20 protein-coding genes and 1 pseudogene are annotated in these 21,807 nt (G+C 38.5%); 12 read left to right on the top strand and 9 right to left on the bottom strand.

The genetic code is table 11. From position 1 onward, the window contains the following. The first annotated feature begins 156 nt into the window (after window positions 1–156). Complete coding sequence (locus tag AC0L4E_RS10160; protein WP_299569560.1) at window positions 157–690, top strand: hypothetical protein; 534 nt, start codon at window positions 157–159, stop codon at window positions 688–690. A gap of 310 nt (window positions 691–1,000) precedes the next feature. Here the strand turns inward: AC0L4E_RS10160 and AC0L4E_RS10155 are convergent. The 5 genes and pseudogenes from AC0L4E_RS10155 to AC0L4E_RS10135 form a co-directional block, all read right to left on the bottom strand. Next, window positions 1,001–1,167 (bottom strand): annotated as a pseudogene (locus tag AC0L4E_RS10155) (IS6 family transposase); the annotation flags it as partial. Window positions 1,168–1,790: 623 nt separating this feature from the next. Then, a complete protein-coding gene (locus AC0L4E_RS10150) occupies window positions 1,791–2,828 on the bottom strand; it encodes an L-dopachrome tautomerase-related protein (protein ID WP_473679105.1) in 1,038 nt (345 codons plus the stop codon). A gap of 1,846 nt (window positions 2,829–4,674) precedes the next feature. Beyond that, on the bottom strand, window positions 4,675–5,058 hold the full coding sequence (locus AC0L4E_RS10145) for a hypothetical protein (RefSeq protein WP_299569556.1): 384 nt from the start codon (window positions 5,056–5,058) through the stop codon (window positions 4,675–4,677). Between the two features lie 232 nt (window positions 5,059–5,290). Next, complete coding sequence (locus AC0L4E_RS10140) at window positions 5,291–5,695, bottom strand: hypothetical protein (RefSeq protein ID WP_299569554.1); 405 nt, start codon at window positions 5,693–5,695, stop codon at window positions 5,291–5,293. Between the two features lie 900 nt (window positions 5,696–6,595). Then, window positions 6,596–6,733, bottom strand: coding sequence for a hypothetical protein (locus AC0L4E_RS10135; protein ID WP_473679104.1), 138 nt, complete (start codon window positions 6,731–6,733; stop codon window positions 6,596–6,598). Between AC0L4E_RS10135 and gltS the strand changes: the two genes are divergently transcribed. From gltS to AC0L4E_RS10115, 4 genes are all read left to right on the top strand, one after another. Continuing rightward, entirely contained in the window at window positions 6,712–7,926 is a 1,215-nt protein-coding gene (gene gltS / locus AC0L4E_RS10130; protein WP_473679103.1) for a sodium/glutamate symporter, read from the top strand. The two genes, AC0L4E_RS10135 and gltS, sit on opposite strands and share 22 nt — an antisense overlap. A gap of 94 nt (window positions 7,927–8,020) precedes the next feature. Then, window positions 8,021–8,908, top strand: coding sequence for a hypothetical protein (locus tag AC0L4E_RS10125; RefSeq protein ID WP_473679102.1), 888 nt, complete (start codon window positions 8,021–8,023; stop codon window positions 8,906–8,908). Between the two features lie 96 nt (window positions 8,909–9,004). Further along, the gene (gene rlmA / locus AC0L4E_RS10120; protein WP_473679101.1) at window positions 9,005–9,892 is read left to right on the top strand and encodes a 23S rRNA (guanine(745)-N(1))-methyltransferase; all 888 of its coding nucleotides are present in this window, start codon (window positions 9,005–9,007) and stop codon (window positions 9,890–9,892) included. A 278-nt stretch (window positions 9,893–10,170) separates the two neighbouring features. Beyond that, window positions 10,171–10,377 carry a cold-shock protein gene (locus tag AC0L4E_RS10115; protein WP_012155714.1) on the top strand — a complete coding sequence of 69 codons (207 nt, stop codon included), beginning with the start codon at window positions 10,171–10,173 and terminating at the stop codon, window positions 10,375–10,377. A gap of 585 nt (window positions 10,378–10,962) precedes the next feature. Here the strand turns inward: AC0L4E_RS10115 and AC0L4E_RS10110 are convergent. The 4 genes from AC0L4E_RS10110 to AC0L4E_RS10095 form a co-directional block, all read right to left on the bottom strand. Continuing rightward, window positions 10,963–11,865: an ABC transporter ATP-binding protein gene (locus AC0L4E_RS10110; RefSeq protein ID WP_473679100.1), complete on the bottom strand. Its 903-nt coding sequence runs from the start codon at window positions 11,863–11,865 to the stop codon at window positions 10,963–10,965. Further along, window positions 11,862–12,695 (bottom strand): ABC transporter permease, encoded by an 834-nt coding sequence (locus tag AC0L4E_RS10105; RefSeq protein WP_473679099.1) that lies wholly within the window; start codon window positions 12,693–12,695, stop codon window positions 11,862–11,864. The genes AC0L4E_RS10110 and AC0L4E_RS10105 overlap by 4 nt, the downstream gene beginning before the upstream one ends. 110 nt (window positions 12,696–12,805) lie before the next feature. Next, window positions 12,806–13,474 carry a YceH family protein gene (locus AC0L4E_RS10100; RefSeq protein ID WP_473679098.1) on the bottom strand — a complete coding sequence of 223 codons (669 nt, stop codon included), beginning with the start codon at window positions 13,472–13,474 and terminating at the stop codon, window positions 12,806–12,808. A gap of 78 nt (window positions 13,475–13,552) precedes the next feature. Further along, complete coding sequence (locus AC0L4E_RS10095; RefSeq protein WP_473679097.1) at window positions 13,553–14,386, bottom strand: CvfB family protein; 834 nt, start codon at window positions 14,384–14,386, stop codon at window positions 13,553–13,555. 580 nt (window positions 14,387–14,966) lie between these two features. On the opposite strand from AC0L4E_RS10095, the gene speE reads away from it, so the two are divergent. The 7 genes from speE (at window position 14,967) to AC0L4E_RS10060 (ending at window position 21,746) form a co-directional block, all read left to right on the top strand. Beyond that, window positions 14,967–15,857, top strand: a complete 891-nt coding sequence (gene speE, locus AC0L4E_RS10090; protein WP_473679096.1) for a polyamine aminopropyltransferase — start codon at window positions 14,967–14,969, stop codon at window positions 15,855–15,857. A 14-nt stretch (window positions 15,858–15,871) separates the two neighbouring features. Next, window positions 15,872–17,785: a biosynthetic arginine decarboxylase gene (gene speA / locus AC0L4E_RS10085; protein ID WP_473679095.1), complete on the top strand. Its 1,914-nt coding sequence runs from the start codon at window positions 15,872–15,874 to the stop codon at window positions 17,783–17,785. Between the two features lie 53 nt (window positions 17,786–17,838). Then, window positions 17,839–18,768, top strand: a complete 930-nt coding sequence (locus tag AC0L4E_RS10080) for an adenosylmethionine decarboxylase (protein ID WP_473679094.1) — start codon at window positions 17,839–17,841, stop codon at window positions 18,766–18,768. A gap of 31 nt (window positions 18,769–18,799) precedes the next feature. Continuing rightward, window positions 18,800–19,732 (top strand): agmatinase, encoded by a 933-nt coding sequence (speB, locus tag AC0L4E_RS10075; protein ID WP_473679093.1) that lies wholly within the window; start codon window positions 18,800–18,802, stop codon window positions 19,730–19,732. A gap of 156 nt (window positions 19,733–19,888) precedes the next feature. Further along, window positions 19,889–20,527 (top strand): pyridoxamine 5'-phosphate oxidase, encoded by a 639-nt coding sequence (pdxH, locus tag AC0L4E_RS10070; protein WP_473679092.1) that lies wholly within the window; start codon window positions 19,889–19,891, stop codon window positions 20,525–20,527. A 45-nt stretch (window positions 20,528–20,572) separates the two neighbouring features. Further along, entirely contained in the window at window positions 20,573–21,022 is a 450-nt protein-coding gene (locus AC0L4E_RS10065; RefSeq protein WP_473679091.1) for a YaiI/YqxD family protein, read from the top strand. Window positions 21,023–21,155: 133 nt separating this feature from the next. Further along, window positions 21,156–21,746 carry a YceI family protein gene (locus tag AC0L4E_RS10060; protein WP_473679090.1) on the top strand — a complete coding sequence of 197 codons (591 nt, stop codon included), beginning with the start codon at window positions 21,156–21,158 and terminating at the stop codon, window positions 21,744–21,746. The last annotated feature ends 61 nt before the right edge of the window (window positions 21,747–21,807 follow it).

Genomic DNA, 21,807 nt, shown 5'->3' with positions numbered 1-21,807 from the left:
GGCGACTGCATACCATTAATAATGGTAGACCACCACTAATGGCAGCCTTTTAACGGTGGTTAAAAATTTAACGAGTTGCTAAGAAATTTATCGAACAACTAATTAATAAGTTGTGTAATTCACAATGTGTGGACATTTTTAAACTATGGAGTATTTATGAAAAAAGTAATTATAATTTTATGTTTATTTGTATTGGGAGGATGCTCATCACTCAAAGTAGCCAATGTTGAACCAAAATCAGGATATTTCCCGAGTAAAACTAAAGCAACAGTTGTAGTAAATAAACCTTTAGATTTAGACCAAAGAAGCTCATTGATTTTAGTAGGAAATTCAGATTTTCAAAAAAAACAAATTAAAAATATTAATTACTTTAAAGAGGTTATAACTTTTGAAGATCTGGAAGCAATAATTGTGAAAAACTGCTTAGGCACTAAAGTACCATCGATTAAAGACCAGATCGGGATTAATAATGCTGCAAAACACTACAAACCATTTTTATGGTTTAGGCTTGTTACAAGAAGTTCTGGAAATGATGAATATGCTCAACTTATCCTTACCGATTCATTAACACTTGAAGACTACTTTGTAACTGAAACCCATTTAGACCGTATTTGGGATCAAAGTAACTGGTATCCGATGTATAACTCTTTTATTGACTATATTAAAGAACATTCAAAGACATATAAATAAAACATAACAAGAGACGATGGCGTCAGTACCGAAACACAAGAACCTCAAAAAGGTATTGAACTAGATGAAGCTAAAAGGGTCAGGATACACTCAATGAAATGTTGCGCAAAAGACAACTTAATGATTCGGATAACCAAGTGATTATAGCCGAAATATGATTAAGTGAAGAAAAACTTGGCCTACTCTCTCATTAACCATCTTAGCCGTTCCATTACAACATTTTTCAGTTTGAGTTTATTGGAGGTGATAGTCGCATTGGGCTTGTTGCAAAAATATCTTGAGGTGAAGTTTGGCTGGGAGGGAACTGGTTCTAGTTGAAAACAACCTCAACACTGACCAAACGATTCATAAAGGCGGAGCGCTCCCGCAGCAAAGTTTTGGACTCATTTGTTCTCAACCAAAAATCTAGTTGATCTTTATTCAACATACGTAATGACTCGCCCCTTGAATTGTTGACCAAGCTCGTTTCTGGGTTCTGGGGCATAGTTCATTTCTTCAATTTTGCGACAGAACCTTATTTCCTTCTTCAGGTGCGAATAGTTTTTAATTTAAAACCTCTTCCAGCTTTATATTAAGATTACAATAAATATTTGGATCGGTATTAAATCTATCTGTAACATTTTCTAGAAAACCACTGCACTCATAGATGAACTAATAAGTTCTTGACTATGGATTGAGCTACTAAGTAATTTTTATAAAAGTAGAGTTGTAAATACATGCGCTACCTCAGCTCTATAATCGTCATGATGATATTTCATTACAAAATCATTGCTATGTCTTTTTTGCTTTTATTAAAAAGCACCTTTTTAGCATAAATCAAATCAATGTTAGATTTATCTCTTTGTATTAAATCATCCCATATTTCTTGCGTTACAACCTTGTAAAAACCTTAATAAAAAGTAACTGAACAAGTTACAGCATACCAAAGGCCGAAGTGTCTTTGGGGGCCATTGATAAATAATTACTTTATCAATGGAAGCTAAGTTGAAGTTGAGTAATTAGGTGCCAGTTTGAATGAGCAGACCTTAACAGGGGGGAAATAGGAAAGGAGTATTTCAGAGAGGAAGGTGAGCCAGTTTAAAAGGCTCACATTCGTTTGATTATCGGCCGGTCGTTCCTTTCGCCAGTGCTTTGATTTTTACGACTTCGAATGGTCTGATGCCAATATCTTTGCCGTTATTTAAAGCTGCGGTTCGGTTAAGTTGATTGACTGTTACATAAACATAACCATCAGGACCAAATGACATGCCATCAGGCCAAGTTTGGTTCTCTGATAGCGTTGCAATAATTCGATACCCTTTGGGTGTGGAGACACCAATTGCATTGTTCTCAATATCCGTAACATAAACGTTCTGTGCGCTGTCTATAGTAATCCCATCTGAATAAGGTTTGTTTGCGTACCTTTTAATATTATCTGCGACAGTCTTTCCATCGTTATCGAATTCACTCGCTTTAACTCGATAAATAGTGCGGCCATTGACAGCTCCGAAATAGACCCATTCGTAAGATGGATCGATAGTGATTGGATTTAATGCAAAACCAGTTTTATTCTCGGCTTTCATAGATGGGTGATTTTCAGCCACTCGAACTGCTTCTCCAGTCTTTAGGTCAACCGTTACAAAGGCAGGAATGGCTTCACTTTTTAGATCATTCTGGGTCATATCAGCAATGATAATACGTTGTCTTTTTTGGTCTAAAGCAAAGTCTTGTAGGAAGCTTGTCGGTCTTAGAACTGAAGCGGGGATTTTTATCGTTTTTACCAAAACTTCATTGCGAGTATCCCAGCCCGTTATGGTATGAGTCACAAGATCGAGAATCCACGCGACTCCGTTATCATCTGTACGAATGGCTATGACGGCTTTAAATTGAGAGTTTTTACCTTGTGCATATTTCATTGTCGGGTACGGCGTTTGATTTCCACCGACGCTTAACTCGATAACTTTAGTTGTTGGGTGATCAAGCGGATGAACGCTTAATAATAAACGTCCATCTGGCGTAACAGAAGGATTACCTGGGCGCTCAGTCATGGTTGCGACCAGCGTAGCTTGTTTTGGAGGGTGTTCAGCCTCAGCCTCTGCATATGCATAAGTCGATAAAATTGTGCTAGCTAGTACGGCGTGGATTATTGTTTTTTTCATTTTCTTCTCCTTGATAGTTTACGAAAATTTTACCAATGGGTTACTAATCATCAACAGCATTGTATTTGTTACACTTTCAAAAATAATTTGATAATTAGTTTTAATTTTTTCATATCAATGCGTATTGATAATCAGTTGAGTTAGGTTTAGTTCTTAAAAATCGTGGAGGTGAAGGAGTTGTAATTACTCTTTGTTTCGAGTAACAGATTGTTATTAGTGTTAGTAATTTTTAACTTTTATGACTCAAGTAGGTTAAGTGTCGGCAACCTATCTGAGTCATCGTTTACCCGCTAGTTTTGTCGAGGGAATAAGGCTGATGGATTAGCTAAATTAATCGAGTATGATGCATTACACCCTATGCCTATTTATGTTAACAAAGAAGGCTTTGAGGTTTTTCCTGAAAATCTAAAGGATTATGACGTGCTGATTGACGCTACAGGACGTGCCCCCGTAAGCTTAACTCTCGCTGGTGCTGTTAGAGATATTCAGTCAAATCAGCCGACTATTATCGATGGTTTGATTTAGAGCTGGGGTCAAGAGTTAATTGCGATTATCGATAACGGCAGACTTGCTATGGTTGCATGGATAGATTAACTAAGGTGGAAGCTGTCCAGCCAAATTTCGATACTTCTCGATATTCTTGTGGGAGTATTTATACGCCATACGATGCGAACGTCAGCTTGATTTCTGCTGTTTTGGTAGGTGAGGGGGTATTGAATAAGCTAAAACCGAATCTTAACTGGACTTATACAAAGATAACGAGCAAAACACTAAGTCCCCAAAACGGTTAGTGCTAAAGCCTTGTCTCGATTGTAAAGTTTGCAGTAGAGGAAAGTTTGTTGACTGAGTATGATATCGAATTAGTTTTGAGGTAGAGGGATCTTACTGTATGCCTTTTGTTGTTATAGATCCTCTAGCTATTAATGCTATGCGCTTTAAGACAAATAGAATCAGGCTGCACATGGCGAACTAAGAGGTGGAAGTTTTATCGTTAAGGAGGTTACGACTCCCTAGTCGAAAGACAGTTCTTTGTGCTTTCATTTCGTCAGAAAGTTTTACATCACCAGCTAACTATTGTGAATGCTAAGCGACATTCTAGTGTAACTAATAATTATCTAGACGAGTGGCATACGTACCCTCAAGATAAACCTTACCTTTCAAATATAGACTTTAAGAACTGGAAATCGAGTTTACTTGGTCAAAAACCTTGCCTAGTAACAGTTATTGGGTGCTCCACGAAAACGGAAAGTTTCATAACTTAATCTTTTTGAACACATTTTAGTATTGCTCCAATAAAAAACTTTACCTTATGGAGAGTCGGTATACTTTCTCACATCGATTATGTTAAGCCTAGTTCAAAATCTCAAAAAATGATTATAGTGGCATATCGAATTTTAAAGCGATTTTAGTTCTTAGCTAGTGCCGTAGCGATATCCAAAGTATTCAATGTAGTAGCTCGATGAATTTGGTTAGAGGGGGTGAATTACTTTTAACCCATTCGAAGTCAGACCTAATTGATTCACAGTATCGCCGAGCCGTGTTTTACATTCTTTTTCTAGACTAGGAGAATGCATTGTAATTGGGTATCTTGCATACTGAGTAAAGGATAGGACAGCAAGGCTGTGCTTCGAAGGTAATGGTGGAAATATAACTTTAGATATCCCCCTGAAGTACACTGATGACGAAATTCATAGGGTAGTACAAGCGCATAAAGCAATAGCTAGCCATACAGCAAGGGTATATAAAGAAGATAGCATTAGAGATTTAAGAAAAAGAAGTAGTATGGTATATTTTTTAGCCCTAAAAAACGAACCCAGAAGGGTTCGTTAGTTGGTTGCCAATAACATTAATCTAATGCATTAACGTGTTCTGCCCAGACTGGTGCTGCAAATTCAAAATAATCTGTTGGGCATAAACCAAAGATTTTTGAAAATTGAGTACAGTGCAACTCACAGAACATGGCTATCTCGTCTTTGTACATTATTAGTACTTTTAACATATCAATTCCTGTTAAGTATTGTTCGCCGACATCAGCGTGCTTATTCAGAATGGAATGACTAATGTTAATCCCCAACATGTTCCACTCAGCATCAACATTAAGATAGATGTATCGAGAAAAACATAATCTTGATGATTCATTGGTACTTTCAGCGTTTGCTAATAGTAAAAATGAACAGCTTTCAATACCTCTAGATTTGGGATGTAAACGAAAAATCATATATTGGTCCATATATAGCTCCTAATTAATGGTTTGTGGCCCACCATTAACTAGGTTGCGACTGGGGATTTTTTGACTGTTAATAGAATTTATTGTCAATTAGGTAAATAATTTATTACGTTTAACAAGGTCATAATTGGCAACTCAGTCAGTTTTATTAATGAATTAATGTTTAGATTGAATGAGTAAAAGACATGAAACTATTAATAGAAAAGCGAACCCAATAGGATTCGCTAGATGGCGATTACAGTGCTTCAGCAGCAATAATCAAATCAGACCAACATTGCTCAGCTGTTTCGAAGTAATAATGCGGATATACCCCAAAAATACTCATAAATTCATTTCTGAACCGTTCACAAAAAGCAGTAATATCGTCGATGTAAATTAATAGCATCATATAAGCTTCAATACCTGTTAGATATTGACTCTCGAGCTCAACATTTTCTTCAAGTAGCGATTTGCTGATACTGATACCTATCATTTGGCCTTGTACATTTCGATGTAAATAAATGTATTTATTAAAGCTTACTTGAACCTCATCATTCTCAAGTTGATGGTCTGCCAGCAGCAATACTGTGCTGTGGTCATCCCATGGCGATTTAGATTGACGTTTATAGACCCGTATAAGTTGTGTTTGTGTCTTGTTCATAGTAATTCCTAGCGTTGATGTCCTTATGATTAACTAGGTTTGAACGATGGGAGATTATCTGCCTTTTATTTACAGGTTAATAAAATCCATTGCTAGATTAATGGCCTCTGTTTTTACTCCTTGACTACTCAAATGCTGTTTAACTTGAACGGTGGTAGGGCTGGAAAATCACGAAGAAAGAAAGTAGTCGAACAAATTATTTTAAATTAGATACTTATAGTTTCGTAGAACTTTTGAGGGGATTTATAGGGAGTCTGTTGATACTATTATTGCTGTTTTGTGTCACATACAGGGGGAGTAAAGGCTATTTATTTAGTAAAGATATAAATGTGTACATAGTAGTGTACATAAAAAAACATTATACGCTTAATGCCTTTGCAGTAGGCGGGGTCTCATAATCGTGCCAGAACAGAGTCGGTTGTATTCTAGTGTTCATTCTTATGTGTTTTCGTCCATTAAAGCTTATTTCATCGAATCAATATCGAAATCTGATCAATCACTTTCCCTTGTAGGTAAAGGGAAATCTTGTCTGTATCTCAACAGTCATGAGTAAACACAGAGTGCGTTGATTGACTTCATATTTAAATAAGAGAGTTTAGAAAATCATAATAAACCTTTTCAGCAGTAAAATCGAAACTGATTCAAATAGGCGTGTTTTGAAAGAAACAATGAAGACAGTTTTGGTTGTTTATGGATTTAAGCAAGAGCACTTTAAGCGCTTTAAAGTGGCAATAATTTGTCCACTAAGTCGTTAACTTATTGTTTTCACGTTCAGAGGAAGGATAAGAATTCTTGTTAAGAGTGGATGGGATCCATCAAATGCGATTATTAGACTTATAACTCCAAGTTTATAATTTTATTCATTAAACACGTATTTTTGATTTAGATAACCGATCACTTTTAATCTTTTAATTCAAAAATATCTTCAATATCCGCAGCTAATAAACGGTTTACATCGGTAAAAATGTCCCATTTTCTGCGAATACCATAAAAAATAGAGTAGGACTCACCTAAAAATGTCTGAATACCTCGTTTCACCTTTAATTTCTTTCACTATCGCAATCTCGCTATTGTTTGTTGGCAAGGGGTTAATTGAAAAGTCTGCATTATTACAGAAATACTCTATTCCTGAGCCTGTTATCGGCGGTTTTGTTTGCGCAGGTTTTGTGGCGTTTCTTTATTATGTGTTTCATTTTCAATTAACTTTTAGCTTGGAAGTGAGAGATGTTCTGCTGTTGTATTTTTTTGCTGGTATTGGACTTCAAGCAGATTTTAAGACCTTAATTAAAGGGGGCAAGCCGTTAATTATATTATTGGTTTTAGCTGCCACGTTTATTGTTTTGCAAAATATAGTCGGTATGGGGGTCGCTTCTGGTTTTGGTATGGATCCTAAAGCTGGTTTGCTGTCAGGTTCGGTAAGTTTAATCGGTGGGGTAGGAACAACGCTGGCTTGGGCACCTATCTTTGTCGAAGAGTATGGTATTTCAAATGCGATGGAGATTGGTATTGCTTCAAATACCGTAGGCTTAATCGCAGCTTGTGTTATCGGCGGTCCGATCGCTAATTACCTTATGAATGAACATAAAGTTAACCCTTCCAACGGTAAAGATGTTGCCGTGGGTGCTTATCAAGATAACCAATCTAGTAAAGAATTAAGTCATTATGGCGTGCTTTGGGCTTGGTTGGTGTTAAATGTTGCTTTGATGCTAGGACATTCAATTAATGATGTTTTTGAGTCTCTTGGACTTAAACTACCAACGTTTGTTAGTTGTTTGATTGCTGGTATTTTTATTGGCAATATCGGCCGTAGAGTGTTTAAAAAGAAGCGAACCCAAGAAAGAATAGAGCAAGGTCAAAAAGGCCTCGCAATGATTTCTGATATCTGTCTTGGTATGTTTTTAACCATGGCGTTAATGGGACTACGTATTTGGGATTTAGATGGATTATTCGGTTATATATCCGTCATTATGACCGCACAAATACTGCTATCGTTATTGTTCACTGTACTCGTTGTTTATTATTTTATGGGTAAAAACTACGATGCTATTGTGATTTGTTCTGGCTTTGGTGGCATTACATTAGGCTCTACAGCAACCGCTATTGTTAATATGACTGCGGTAACCAATCGGTATGGCGCTAGCGCGCAAGCTTTTATTGTTGTGCCATTGGTGTGCGGATTTTTCATTGATTTGGTTAATGCCATTGTTATTAGTTTTTTTGTTGGTTTGTAGCGCTGCCGCTTTCAAAGAAAAACTCATTGTAGATTGAGAGGTTTACATATTAGATATTTGCTGGTTAACTTCAAATAATGATAAGGGAGCAGTTATGTATAATCATTTATTTAGTCAACCAGTTAAGTATCGAATCAATCAGGGGCAAACCTTATTGATTGCACTTGCAGATGACGTGAGTGATTTTATTTTATTACCTGCATTAAGCCAGCCATTGGCTGAAATTATCATCTGCGAGTCTGATAGCGCCCAATCTGCGAGTTTAATTTTAACCTGTCAGCCATTTTTTAAAGTTGAAGTGTTAGATGAGCGCCTTAATTTGACAACTGTCATTGAGCCTACAGTTAGTGATGACGCAGAAATTCAATCTGACACTGAATCAAGTCCTCAGGCTATTAATTGCTCGTTTAACCGAACCTTAGGCCAAGGGTTTCGTCTATATGCCAAAATAGGCATTGCCCCGAGGATTTCTGCCCAGTCATTAAGAAAAGGTGTCGGTTTATCATTTGATGTTGAAAACTTATCGCAAAATTTGGTTAGCGTGAGTTATCAGCATTCAGTATGTGAATCGGTGAACCTCGAACAAGATTTACGTTTAAACCAAGAGCCAAAAGAGCTGATGATGGCCAAAGCGATCCTAGCCAGAAACTTTGATTATGAAGAGCCGCCAGCGACGTTAGCGTTAAATATTAGCGAGATTGAACAGGTAAGGGCGGATATCAATTTATATTTATCAGAAACACATCATAAAGTTCATGCGATCATTGCGGCTCAACTGCTGAAACTCGATAATTTACTCAACCACAAACAACAGTGGCTACTAAGAACCTATAGCCAGTCTCAGCAGCGAACCAATTACGCTACAGCAGCTAATGAGCTCTCTAAAGATGTTGAAGATTTACAGCGTAAATTAGAGTGCTTTGCATTATTGGCACCAGCTGATGTGAGCCTAATGGTAGATAAGCTGACTGAAGAAACCTGACTTTTCCCTGTTCATTGCGTAAAATCCTTTCCAAATCGTTTCAAGCAACTCTTTAATTAGAGTTCAACCATGCCTTTTATTATATAGAGTTATTTGATGCAATATATTTGTCCTATATGCCGTACATCCTTGTCACTCAATGCCAAGTCTTGGCAGTGTGAGAATCGTCATCAGTTTGATTGTGCAAAAGAAGGCTATGTCAATTTGCTACCGGTTCAAAAGAAAAACTCAAAAGATCCTGGTGATAATAAAACCATGATGTTTGCAAGACGTGAGTTTTTAAATAAAGGTTATTATCAAAAGCTCAGTGATAGGGTCAACGAACTCGCGATTCAATTCAGTTATTCAGAGACTGAAACCACACAGCAAAAAATATTAGATATTGGCTGTGGTGAGGGCTATTACAGTCATCGTTTATTCAAAGCGATTAAGGATAACATTGCTGCAAAGGCTGATGTTAGCGTCAGTACGAGTTCAGAGGAACTCTCTGAACAGGCTACTGGATGTCACTTACAAGGATTGGACATTTCTAAATCAGCGATTAAATACGCCTCTAAACGATATTCTGATTTAGATTTTTGTGTTGCGAGTGCATATGAAATGCCATTTGCAGATAGTTTGTTCGACTTGGCCATGCGAATTTATGCGCCGTCTAAACTTGAAGAATTGCAAAGAGTGATCAAAAAAGACGGCATTTTAATTACGGTTTCGCCGGGTCCAATGCATCATTTCGCTATGAAAAAAATTATCTATAGTGAGCCTAAACCCCATGACGAGCCTAAAGCTGAGCTTGAAGGCTTTACCTGTTTGCATCAAGAAAGACTACAGTATCCATTAGAGTTATCAGACCCTATTGATATTGAACACTTTTTAAATATGACACCCTATGCATGGAAATTAACTCAAGAGCAAAAAGCTCAAATAGCAGATCAAGGACTTAGCTGCGAATTAGACTTTAGTATTGAAATTCATCAACGTAATTGATTTGTCATCTAAATTTGCTATTTTACTTTTTGAATCTGATATTTAGTTTTTAATTGTTATCGAATTCGCGAATTTTAAGCGTGGTTATAACTAATTGAATTAAAATGTTGATGTTAGTTGACATCCCCGTAGAAAGGTTCATAATCTATCGGGCTTGAAGGTTGGGCTTAGTTTATGTGTTTCAATACGACCAGTTTCGTCCTGTGAACATAAGTAAAACCGGCATTTTCAGCTCTACCGCCGTTAAGGCTTTATTTTTTATATACAGGATTTATATCATGTCTCAAGTTACTGGTGTTGTTAAGTGGTTCAACTCTGACAAAGGTTTCGGATTTATCGAGCAAGAGTCTGGTCCAGACGTATTCGTTCACTTCCGTGCTATCAACTCAGACGGTTTCAAAACTCTTGACGAAGGTCAAAAAGTTCAGTTCACTGTTACTCAAGGTCAGAAAGGACCTCAAGCTGAGAACGTAACTGTAGTTTAATTATTCCTAGCCTCGGCTAGATAATTAAATAAAACTGTAGTCTTTGACTACAGTTTTTTTTTGCCTTTAAAAAAGATTCGATAAATACTTTCGTAAAACCTCTACAAACTCCTGCAGCTGTTCTGTCGTCCAATATCGCTCCATAACGTTAAAGTACTCATCCCTTAATAAAGCCTATGCCGTGATGTTTCCTACTATAGAGCGCTGAAACGGGTTATATGCCATGCTTATAAGCGTCAGTTATATGTGTTAGTTATGTGCGGTGATTATAAGAAATAGGCACTATCTGGTTAAAGCTCCCTTTAAAAAGCAGCTAAAATTAAAACTGAATATAGACTTGGCTTAAGGTTCTGAATTAAAGGGGTGAGGCGGCATTAGTTGAGAGTCATTAAGCACTATTTATTGGTTAGCTTTCTGCAGGCTTAACCTGCTTAGTATCACGTTTATTCGATGACAAAAACCATTAAAAAATCCCAATGAAACCCCAATAAAAAGCCCAGTAACGAGACTGGGCTTTTAAAATTTTTTATTATTAGCTGGAAGTCATCTAGCGTTAACTCTTAACTGCTAAATAGCGAACAATAGTTAGCTGGAGAATAAGGTTTCTTCTAAACTTCTGCCTTTCATTATGGCTTTGTATTGCCAGCCTTGTTCGCTAAATAACGCTAGCAGTGACGATTCTAGACTAAAGCTATGATCAATGTGATGTTCAATAATGATTTGTTCGTCATTATTGATTTTAACATTGATTATTTTTGGCATGCTTCGCACTTTATCACTGAGTAATTCAATATCAGATTGCTGCATGGTAAGAGTTAAAAAGGCTGTTTCAGCATCAGCTTTCATTGAAACTGATTGTTGCAGCTGCCCTTGCTCAAGATATAGCACCTGATCACAAAGCTTTTCCAACTCTTCTAAGTTATGTGAGCTAATGACAAAAGTGGTGGTCGCAGATAAATCTTTTACGATTTGGCGGATTTTTTTGGCGTTAGCAGGGTCGAGGCCAGCCGTTGGTTCATCCAGTAATACCAATTTAGGTGAACCCATTAACGCCTGAGCGATAGAAACGCGCTTGCTCATGCCATGGCTTAGGCTTTTAGGCAGCATTAAGGCTGACGAGGTGAGGTCGACTAAATCTAAAACTCTTAAAGCCTCTTGTTTTGCTTGTTTACCAGTCATACCTTGTAACTTTCCAAAAAAGGTCAGTTGCGACACGATAGTAAAGTTTGGATCAAGCGCGGCATCTTGAGGTAAAGCTGAGACCAAGTTTTGTAGTTTTTGACTGCCAGGCTTCTCACCCAAAATGGTAATGTCACCAGCACTTGGATGAATAAAACCACATAACAAACTAAAGAGGGTGGTTTTACCCGCGCCGTTAGGTCCTACAAGAGCAATAGGTGCTCCAGTATCTAATGATAAATTAATATTAGATAACGCAGCTTTAGCGCCGTATTGCTTTGATACGCCTTCACAAGTAATTAGCTTCATAGTGCACTCCGTTGCATGTAAATACGACCTGCGATTAAAACTGCGAGCGTTTGAATCAAAGGAATTGGCGCATAAATTAGTGAGCCCAAACCTTGGGTATTTATCATCAGAGACAATTGCGAGCCTGGGAGCACCCAGCTTAAAAATGACATTGCAGGTATTTGGCTATTAATGAGCATAATTAAAATGCCACTAACTGCCCACAGAATGACTGCATAAATACTCGCTTGTCTAGCACTGTTGGCGTACCAAGATAATACTGCCATTACCGCGGTATAAGGCAGTAATGCGATAAACACATTAATGAACACAGAAAAACCACTAAAAAGTGCATCAGCAAATAAGCTAGCATCTCGACTTAGTACCATTAGGACCGTGGCGATAATTGTCAGTAATAGTAAACAAGATTGAATCAGCATCTGACCTAAAAACCGGCCGAAGAAAATACTATCGCGACTGACTCTTAGTGTCAGAAACCTGAATGAACCACGCTGTTTATCAGAACTAAATTGGTCGGCGGTAATAAAGATGCTAAACATGGGGAACACATAAAGTGCAATACACCAAAAGACAGCAAACTCAGCGACTTTCCAGCTAAATAGCTGGCTTAACGCATCTGGCCCATATATGCCTTGGACCAACTCTTTAAATCCTGGCTCTAGCATGTATACCGATGCGCTTTGCACAGGATATAGCAAGATAATTGCCCAAAGGAGCGAGAAAGCGATTAACGCCGCAATCCCTTTGGTATTGGTAAATCGCTTACTCAGTTCGTAACTGGCAATCAGCCAAGTCTGACGAAGTGAGGAAGACCGAGGAGAAGAGTCCATATATAAAAAATATCCTTGAGAAAAACGGTGATGTGTCCGCCATCATACTTGATAGCGGACTCGATGAAGATTAATTTTTGTTAAGTCAGTGTTAACTTAACCATTAATGATTAATCTAGCAGTTGTTCAAGCTCAGTTAAACGTTGGGTTAAATCACTGACTTGAGCTTCTAAGGTGTTTACTCGCTCAAGTAATGCATTGGTTGCCTCATTATTCACTGATTTACTGATCGGAGCGGCGCTGACTTCAAATTGAGTACTACCTTGCTCAAGATATTGTTTATCTGAAAATAGTTGCGCATAACGGCTATCACGACGGTTAGCTTCACGGGGTAATTGCACTACTAAAGGCTCATCGCGAGATGCTAAAGATTGTAACGCGGCTTCGACTTGCTGTGGACTATCAAATTCATGCAATCGATTACAGCGCGTTTTCAGTTCACCAGGGGTCTGTGGACCACGAAGTAGCAATACAATTAGCACTGCAAGTTGTTCACTTGAAAACTGAAGGTCACTAAATTCTGTGTTACAAAAACGATGTTTGTATTTGACTACTCGACTGCCAAAACCTGTCTGCTCACTGATCAGTCTTTTCTTAGTGAGATCATCGATGAGTGATTGTGTTTCTTGCTCTGTGAGACTCATGACGGGTTCACGGCTGCTTTTTTGATTGCATGCCATGGTTAAGGAGTTAATTGAAAGAGGGTATTGCTCGGGGGTAGTAATTTCTTTTTCTAATAAACAGCCGATAATGCGGGCTTCTTGATTGCTAAGTTCCATAAATTACTCCAAATAAAAAAGCATGGTTTGTTATAACAGAACCATGCTTTTTATCAAATAATTCAGGCTGGATGCAGTTTATTTAAGCAATTTGATGCCATCGTCTTGGATGCTGATTTGTCCACCTTTGAATAAACCACCAATACTACGCTTGAATGCTTTTTTACTCATGGCTAATTGATCATAAATAATAGCTGAGTCAGTCTTGTCATTCAGTGGCAAGAAGCCACCTGCTCGGTGTAATTTATTGATGATGGTTTCAGCATTTCTGTCTAAGTTTTTTTGATCGGCTTTTTGTAAAATCAAATCCACTTTGCCATCTTCACGAACTTGTTTGATGTAACCTTTTATAGATTGACCGAAACTCAAACGCTGGAAAACTTCGTTTTGGAACAATACGCCCCAATGAGCATTGTTGATAATGGCTTTAAAGCCTAAATCAGTACTGCCACCAATGATCAAGTCCACTTCTTGTCCTGCTTCATATTCAGCAGGCGTTTTATCTAAAAACTTATCGACCTTTGATGAAGCCATAATACGCTCATCTACGTGGTTAGCATGAACATAAACTAGGTATGACTTGCCTTCTTCGATACTTCTATGTTGCTCACCGAAAGGAAGTAATAAATCTTTATCTAAGCCCCAATCTAAAAAAGCGCCAAAAGGGCCAGTCGCGATTGCTTTTAAATAAGCGAACTCGCCGACTTGAGCGTAAGGCTTTTGGGTCGTCGCAATAACAATATCTTCAGAATCAAGATAAAGAAATACATCAACCATATCGCCAACTTGGCAGTTTTTAGGGACGAACTTATTAGGTAGTAATACTTGACCTAGTTCTTGCGCATTCATATAAATGCCAAAACTGACTTGTTTAACGACTTCTAGGGAGTGACTCTTTCCGATTTGTATCATTTGCGGCTCTATTTAACTAAAGATAAGGAGAAAACAGGGTAATTATATACGCAATATCGATGCTTGTAACTGTGCTTATTTCAGGGTTTGATACTTGAGAGAATAATCTCAAGCTTAAAAGCTTAGTTTGAAAATGGCTAGGTTAATAAACTATCTCAATTGAGCACAAATTATTTGCTAGAACTGTTTGGTTTTTAACAAAAAAAACATAACATTGCCGTTGCAGTTAAATAATGAACTAAATTTATACTAAAATTGCTTTTTCACCCTTGCATTATCATGGTTTGCAGGGTTTAATTGCGCCGCTTTTTTAATTGAACCAATGAATCCTAATATTCGTTAATTAAGATTAAAAAATAACAGATTTTTAATTGGGTAATGAGTGTTCTCTTGTTTGCATGAAGTAAAGCTACAGCTACCCGATTTAAACCATAGAAGCATTGATTGAATTCTGTCTAAATAGCATTGGCTCGAGTAATGAGTTTGACTATAAATAACAGTACAAGCTTAATGATTCACGTTTTTAACTTACATCTACGCTGTGACGGTCATCGAATTTATGGCAGCGTTGGACTTTAACATGCTAAACAAATCAAATATCTATTACGAAACATTGCATACCGGCTACGGTCAGTATTTTGAAGTTGAACAAGTTCTGTTTGAGCAAAAAACAGAGCAATGGCATTTAAGTATTTTTGAAAATACTAATTTTGGCCGAGTAATGGCACTTAATGGTGCTATTCAGACAACTGAAAAAGATGAATTTGTTTATCATGAAATGATGACTCACGTACCTATCCTTGCTCATGGGAGTGCTAAAAATGTGCTTATCATCGGTGGTGGTGACGGTGGAATGCTACGACAAGTATTAAAACATCAATCTATAGAGCAGGTTACTATGGTTGAAATCGATGCTAATGTAGTTGAAATGTGCAAAACCTATTTCCCGCAGCACTCACAAGGTGCATTTGAAGATGCACGGGTGAATTTAGTGATTGATGATGGGATGCATTTTATTGAACATTGCCAGCAGCAGTTTGATGTGATTATTTCTGACTGCACCGACCCTGTGGGGCCAGGTGAAGTGTTATTCAGCTCGGCATTTTATGAAAATTGCACCCGCTGTTTAACAGACAATGGTATTTTTGTAGCTCAAAACGGGGTGGCATTTATGCAACCAGAAGAGCTGCAAGATACAGTAAGACGTATGAGCCCTTATGTAAAAGACTGTTGGTTTTATAATGCTGCAGTACCTACATATATTGGTGGCACAATGGCTTTTGCATGGGCGACTAATGATTTAACGGCTCGTGAGCAAGATTTAACGACATTAAAGCAACGTTTTGAACAGGCTAATATCAGCACTCGTTACTATACGCCTGCTTTACACATGGCAAGCTTTGCATTGCCTGCATTTGTTGAAAGTGCAGTAAAAGACGCTCAAAGCGTTTCTGCATTATCGGCTGAATAGACGGAATGAAGAATATGAAAGATTGGTCTATCGAAAACGCACGTTCAAGCTATAACGTAACGCATTGGAGCCAGCAATACTTTGGTATTGATAATAATGGTGAAGTCACAGTCACCCCTGACCCAAGTAAACCAGATTGCACAATTGGTTTAAATGAGCTTGCCAAAGATATGGTTAAAGCTGGCGTTGCTTTACCTGTGCTTGTGCGCTTCCCGCAGATTTTACATCGCAGAGTCGAAAACCTTTGTGATGCATTTAATGAAGCTATTCAGAAGTACGAATATCAGAACGATTACTTATTGGTTTACCCAATTAAAGTGAATCAACAACAAACGGTTGTTGAAGAGATTTTAGCAAGCCAAAAGTCTAAAGAAGTCCCGCAGTTGGGCTTAGAGGCTGGTAGTAAGCCTGAATTGATGGCCGTTCTTGCCATGGCTCAAAAAGCCAGTTCAGTGATTGTTTGTAACGGTTATAAAGACAAAGAGTATGTACGCTTAGCCTTGATAGGTGAAAAACTTGGCCATAAAGTCTATATCGTTATCGAAAAGATTTCTGAGCTAAAACTGATTCTTCAAGAATCTGAAAAGTTAGGCGTTACACCGCGTTTGGGCCTTCGCACTCGACTTGCGTTTCAGGGGAAAGGTAAATGGCAAGCAAGTGGTGGAGAGAAGTCAAAGTTTGGCTTATCTGCAGCGCAGGTTTTAAAAGTCCTTAACGAATTAAAAGAGCTCGATATGATGAGTTCTCTACAATTAATTCATTTCCACTTAGGCTCACAAATCGCCAATATCCGCGATATTCGTCAAGGTGTAAGTGAAGCAGGGCGCTTTTATTGTGAGTTACGCAAGTTAGGTGCATTAATCGATACCTTTGATGTCGGCGGAGGCTTAGCCGTAGATTACGACGGCACTCGAAGCCAAAGCAATAACTCAATGAATTACGGCTTAACTGAATACGCCAATAACATTGTCAGCGTGTTGAGTGATATTTGTAATGAATATGAGCAACCAATGCCGCGGATTATTTCGGAATCTGGTCGACATTTAACCGCTCACCATGCGGTATTAATTACCGATGTGATTGGTACTGAATCTTATAAGCCAGAAGACATTCAGCCTCCTGAAGAAGATGCGCCACAACTATTACACAATATGTGGGAGTCGTGGACGGACATGAGTGAGCGTCCTGATAATCGCGCGATTATTGAGATTTATCATGATACTCAAAGTGATATTGCTGAAGCGCATTCGTTGTTCTCTGTAGGCCAATTGACCTTGATGCAACGCGCTTGGGCTGAGCAAACCAATTTACGAGTTTGCTATGCATTAAAAAGCTTATTAAGTAATAACAACCGATTCCATCGACCTATTATTGATGAGTTAAATGAGAAGTTAGCGGATAAGTTTTTCGTCAACTTTTCATTGTTCCAATCAATTCCTGATGCATGGGGAATTGATCAAGTGTTCCCTGTATTGCCGTTAAGTGGTTTAGACAAACCACCTGAAAGACGTGCTGTGATGCTGGATATCACTTGTGATTCAGATGGTATTGTTGACCAATACGTAGATGGACAAGGGATCGAAACCACATTGCCAGTGCCAGCTTGGACTCCAGAGAGTCCTTATTTAATCGGCTTTTTCATGGTTGGTGCTTACCAAGAGATCTTGGGTGATATGCATAACTTATTTGGCGACACTAATTCGGCAGTCGTGCGTGTTGAAGAAAACGGTTTACCTAATATTGAATCGGTTTTAGCGGGTGATACGGTTGCCGATGTGCTTCGTTATGTAAACTTAGATGCAGTGGCATTTATGCGAACCTATGAAGAACTGGTAAATCAGCATATTGCTGAAGAAGAAAGAACCTCGATTTTGGAAGAGTTACAGTTAGGTCTAAAGGGTTACACCTATTTAGAAGATTTCTCGTAAAAAGTGTGTCAGCAGAGCCACATGATTGGCTCTGCGTTTTTAGGTTTTGAAATATGTTTTTTGAAGGTTCGGAAAAAAAGATTGAAGTCATACTCGCTGACTCATCCCAAAAACTTCGCAGTTTTGGTCAGCCATTTTGGGCTGATATTGTGGCTTGCGCTAACGCTGAAATTCTCTCGTCAATCAGTAATGAATATTGCGATGCCTATTTATTAAGTGAGTCGAGTTTATTTGTGTGGGATGACCGTTTTGTCATGCTCACCTGTGGCACAACCACACTCGCTGATGCGGTGATGTCGTTTATTGCTCATGTGGGCGAAGAAGCGATAGGCTTTGCCAGTTATCAGCGTAAGAACGAATATTTGTCTCACCTGCAGTCGAGTTCGTTTCAAGATGATTTGAAAAAAATCCGTCAAACGATTACGGGTAATGCTTATCGCATAGGTCATTTAGACTCGCATCATCATTATATGTTCAGCACAAAAAAGCCATTTATAGCCCCAGTAACGGACGTGACGAATGAACTGCTGATGTACCACATAAACGGTGAAGCTGCTGATTACTTACGTGGTGTGAATCAATCAGCACAGGGAATTCGTGATTTATTAGCACTATCAGAGTTATTCCCTGACTTTATTGTGGATGATTTTTTGTTTGAACCGTTTGGTTATTCAATAAACGGCATTAAAGGGCAAGAGTATTTTACGATTCATATTACCCCACAAGAAAAAAGCTCTTATGTGAGCTTAGAAACTAATGTGAACTTAGCCAACCATCCTGTGGATATTTACTCAAGGTTATTAAGTAGCCTAAACCCAGGAAGTTGGGATGTCATTGGTTTTAATTCGCCTAAAAACACTGAAGGGTTCCCAGCACATTTGTGTTTAGGCAGCTGCTCACTTGCAACAGAGCAAGGGTACGATGTGAACTTCAGTCATTATCAGCAACTTTGTCATGAAGTACTGATACCAGAATATTTGTAGTTATTGGCGTTTAGCCATTACGGAGATTTTTATGAGCACTTTTGCTGAAAAAGCAGATTATTCATTGTATTCAAATGCATTTGGTTACTTACGTCAGCCACTTAACTTTAAGCCGATAGAAACAGACGCTGATGTAGTTGTGATTGGTTTGCCATTTGATATGGCGACAACAGGTCGCTCAGGTGGCCGTATGGGACCTGATGCTATCCGCCGCGCATCTGTTAACCTTGCTTGGGAAGAAACCCGCTGGCCATGGGATTTCTCCATCAGTGAATCTATTAATATCGTTGATGCTGGCGATTTAGTGTTTGATTGTGGTGATCAAGAAGACTTCACAACAAGACTAGAAGGCTTTGCTACTCGAATCCTTGATAGTGACAAAGCATTATTAAGTTTTGGTGGTGATCATTTTGTCACTTTGCCGTTGCTGCGCGCGCATTATAAAAAGTACGGCAAAATGGCGTTATTACATTTTGATGCCCACACAGACACTTACAGTCAGGGCAGCAAGTATGATCATGGAACCATGTTTTTCCATGCGCCAAATGAAGGTTTAATTGCGCCAGAAAACTCGATTCAAGTGGGAATTCGCACAGAATACAATACTGCAGATCATGCGTTTAAAGTCATTGATGCCGCAACGGCAAATGATTTAACTGCAGCGCAAATCGTTGAGAAAATTAAAGCCCGTGTTGGTGATATGCCATTATACGTGACCTTTGACATTGACTGTTTAGATCCTGCCTATGCACCAGGTACAGGCACACCAGTATGCGGCGGATTAACCAGTGACAAAGCCATGAAAATTATCCGTGGTCTTCGTGGCATGAATATCGTGGGTATGGATGTAGTTGAAGTCGCTCCAGCTTACGATTCTGCAGATATTACGGCGCTTGCAGGTGCTACCTTAGGTCTTGAGTTGCTACACGTGTGGGCTGAAGGCAAAGGCTTAGTTAAAAAGTAAGTTTGCATATTAACCTTATTTAAAAAACCAACGATTGTCGTTGGTTTTTTTATGCCTACTTTTTGCAATTAATGCTTATAAACATAATTATCAGCAATGTCATGAACATATAACAGTAACTGTGAGTATAATGACATTAATTGAAGAGGTATCTAAATGAATGATTTAACTGATATCCGCCGTGAATATACTCAAGGTGGATTACGCCGAAATGATTTACCAGACAATCCAATGGACTTATTTAACTTGTGGATTGAACAAGCAAAACAAGCTGAACTAACCGATCCAACCGCAATGTGTGTTGCCACTGTGGATGAGCACGGTCAGCCATTCCAACGTATAGTGCTACTGAAAAAGTTTGATGATGACGGTTTTGTTTTTTTTACTAACTTAGAAAGCCGAAAAGCCACCCAGTTGGCAAACAATGCTAAAACCAGTTTATTGTTTCCATGGCATCCTCTCGAAAGGCAAGTTGCTGTAACCGGTGAAGCAGAGCCATTATCTATGATGGAAGTGACCAAATACTTCATGAGCCGTCCAAAAGACAGCCAAATAGCTGCATGGGTATCAAAGCAGTCGAGTAAAATAAGTGCTCGCCAAGCTTTAGAAGGTAAATTTAATGAAATGAAAAGCAAATTTGCTAAAGGTGAAGTGCCATTACCGAAATTTTGGGGTGGTTACCGAGTAAAGCCAGAAAGCATTGAGTTTTGGCAAGGTGGTGAGCGTAGACTTCATGACAGGTTTATTTATCAAAAAGCGCCTTCTGGTTGGAATATTGATCGTTTAGCGCCGTAATTGAATTGATAATATCGCTCTAACACAAAGTTATTGAGAGTATGAATGAGTAAAACAATTTGGGTCGATGCAGATGCATGTCCAAACCCTGTAAAAGAAATGCTATTTCGCGCAGCTGATAGAAAATCAATACCATTAATCTTGGTGGCGAATCAGCTTATTCGTGTGCCTGCTTCACCGAACATCTCAGTTGTTCGAGTGAGCTCAGGCTTTGATGAAGCCGATAATTATATTGTGGATCAGCTACATGATGGTGACTTAGTGATAACCGGTGATATCCCTTTAGCCTCTGACGCTATTGAAAAGGGCGCAATGGTATTTAACCCTCGTGGCGATATATATACTACTGATAATATAAAGCAGCGTTTAACTATGCGTGACTTTATGGAAGAGTTAAGAAGTAGTGGTGTGCATACCGCAGGACCTAATAGCTTTTCACAAGCGGACAAACATGCGTTTGCTAAAGCACTTGATAAATGGCTAAGTCGTTTATAGCTGTTGTGGTAATTTAATGTTTAGTTGATGCTCAGTTGGCATAAAGGATAATTAACTCGCAGTGGGGATAGTCTCCGAGTTAATAAATTTTAATCTATAATTTAACTGTTTTTATTCACAAAAGGGATTAATGATGAAAAAATGGCTCGCAGTATTACCTATAGCGTTACTGTCTACTACTTTGTTATCTTCAGCTGCTTTTGCTGCTGATTGGCAAGTTAAGCAAGGGCACTCAAAAGTCAGTTTTATATCAGTGAAAAAAGGCGACATTGCTGAAGTTCATGACTTTAAGAAAGTAAGTGGTAGTTTAACTCCTGAGGGAGCGTTTAATTTATCGATTGACTTAGTCAGTGTCGATACCGGTGTTGAAATTCGTGATGAGCGAATGCAGACGATGCTGTTTGAGGTGGCTAAATTTCCTGAGTTAACATTATCAGCGGTCGTTAACCCTAAGTTATTGGCAGATTTGAGTGTAGGCTCAACGTTAGTCACACAAATTGATGGCACTATTGATTTGCACGGCAAAAGCCGATTAAAAACATTTGATGTGCTAGTGGCAAAATTATCGGATAAAAAAATGGTGGTAAGCAGTATGTCACCAGTTGTTGTTCAAGCTGATGACTTTAATTTAGTCGAAGGCGTTAACAAACTCCGAGAAGTAGCAGGTTTAAGCAGCATTAGTTTAGCAGTTCCAGTGTCTTTTGTGCTTACGTTGTCGCAATAAAATAATGTATTAAGCATACCAAATTAGAAATTTACAAGTGGCTTTTGACTATCAAAAGCCA

The organism is Shewanella sp. GJ50-10 (assembly GCF_055808815.1).
Note: the sequence above shows the minus strand (reverse complement) of the source record. Positions and strands in the feature narration are given on the sequence as shown.

What these genes read in the sequence shown, in the direction of transcription:
- speA (WP_473679095.1), top strand. Translation starts at nt 15,872, where the DNA reads ATGAAAGATTGGTCTATCGAAAACGCACGTTCAAGCTATAACGTAACG.
- rlmA (WP_473679101.1), top strand. Translation starts at nt 9,005, where the DNA reads ATGCAATATATTTGTCCTATATGCCGTACATCCTTGTCACTCAATGCC.
- AC0L4E_RS10150 (WP_473679105.1), bottom strand. Translation starts at nt 2,828, where the DNA reads ATGAAAAAAACAATAATCCACGCCGTACTAGCTAGCACAATTTTATCG.
- AC0L4E_RS10065 (WP_473679091.1), top strand. Translation starts at nt 20,573, where the DNA reads ATGAGTAAAACAATTTGGGTCGATGCAGATGCATGTCCAAACCCTGTA.
- speB (WP_473679093.1), top strand. Translation starts at nt 18,800, where the DNA reads ATGAGCACTTTTGCTGAAAAAGCAGATTATTCATTGTATTCAAATGCA.
- pdxH (WP_473679092.1), top strand. Translation starts at nt 19,889, where the DNA reads ATGAATGATTTAACTGATATCCGCCGTGAATATACTCAAGGTGGATTA.
- AC0L4E_RS10095 (WP_473679097.1), bottom strand. Translation starts at nt 14,386, where the DNA reads ATGATACAAATCGGAAAGAGTCACTCCCTAGAAGTCGTTAAACAAGTC.
- AC0L4E_RS10115 (WP_012155714.1), top strand. Translation starts at nt 10,171, where the DNA reads ATGTCTCAAGTTACTGGTGTTGTTAAGTGGTTCAACTCTGACAAAGGT.
- AC0L4E_RS10145 (WP_299569556.1), bottom strand. Translation starts at nt 5,058, where the DNA reads ATGGACCAATATATGATTTTTCGTTTACATCCCAAATCTAGAGGTATT.
- AC0L4E_RS10105 (WP_473679099.1), bottom strand. Translation starts at nt 12,695, where the DNA reads ATGGACTCTTCTCCTCGGTCTTCCTCACTTCGTCAGACTTGGCTGATT.
- AC0L4E_RS10110 (WP_473679100.1), bottom strand. Translation starts at nt 11,865, where the DNA reads ATGAAGCTAATTACTTGTGAAGGCGTATCAAAGCAATACGGCGCTAAA.
- AC0L4E_RS10125 (WP_473679102.1), top strand. Translation starts at nt 8,021, where the DNA reads ATGTATAATCATTTATTTAGTCAACCAGTTAAGTATCGAATCAATCAG.
- AC0L4E_RS10140 (WP_299569554.1), bottom strand. Translation starts at nt 5,695, where the DNA reads ATGAACAAGACACAAACACAACTTATACGGGTCTATAAACGTCAATCT.
- AC0L4E_RS10160 (WP_299569560.1), top strand. Translation starts at nt 157, where the DNA reads ATGAAAAAAGTAATTATAATTTTATGTTTATTTGTATTGGGAGGATGC.
- AC0L4E_RS10060 (WP_473679090.1), top strand. Translation starts at nt 21,156, where the DNA reads ATGAAAAAATGGCTCGCAGTATTACCTATAGCGTTACTGTCTACTACT.
- AC0L4E_RS10100 (WP_473679098.1), bottom strand. Translation starts at nt 13,474, where the DNA reads ATGGAACTTAGCAATCAAGAAGCCCGCATTATCGGCTGTTTATTAGAA.
- gltS (WP_473679103.1), top strand. Translation starts at nt 6,712, where the DNA reads ATGTCTGAATACCTCGTTTCACCTTTAATTTCTTTCACTATCGCAATC.
- speE (WP_473679096.1), top strand. Translation starts at nt 14,967, where the DNA reads ATGCTAAACAAATCAAATATCTATTACGAAACATTGCATACCGGCTAC.
- AC0L4E_RS10080 (WP_473679094.1), top strand. Translation starts at nt 17,839, where the DNA reads ATGTTTTTTGAAGGTTCGGAAAAAAAGATTGAAGTCATACTCGCTGAC.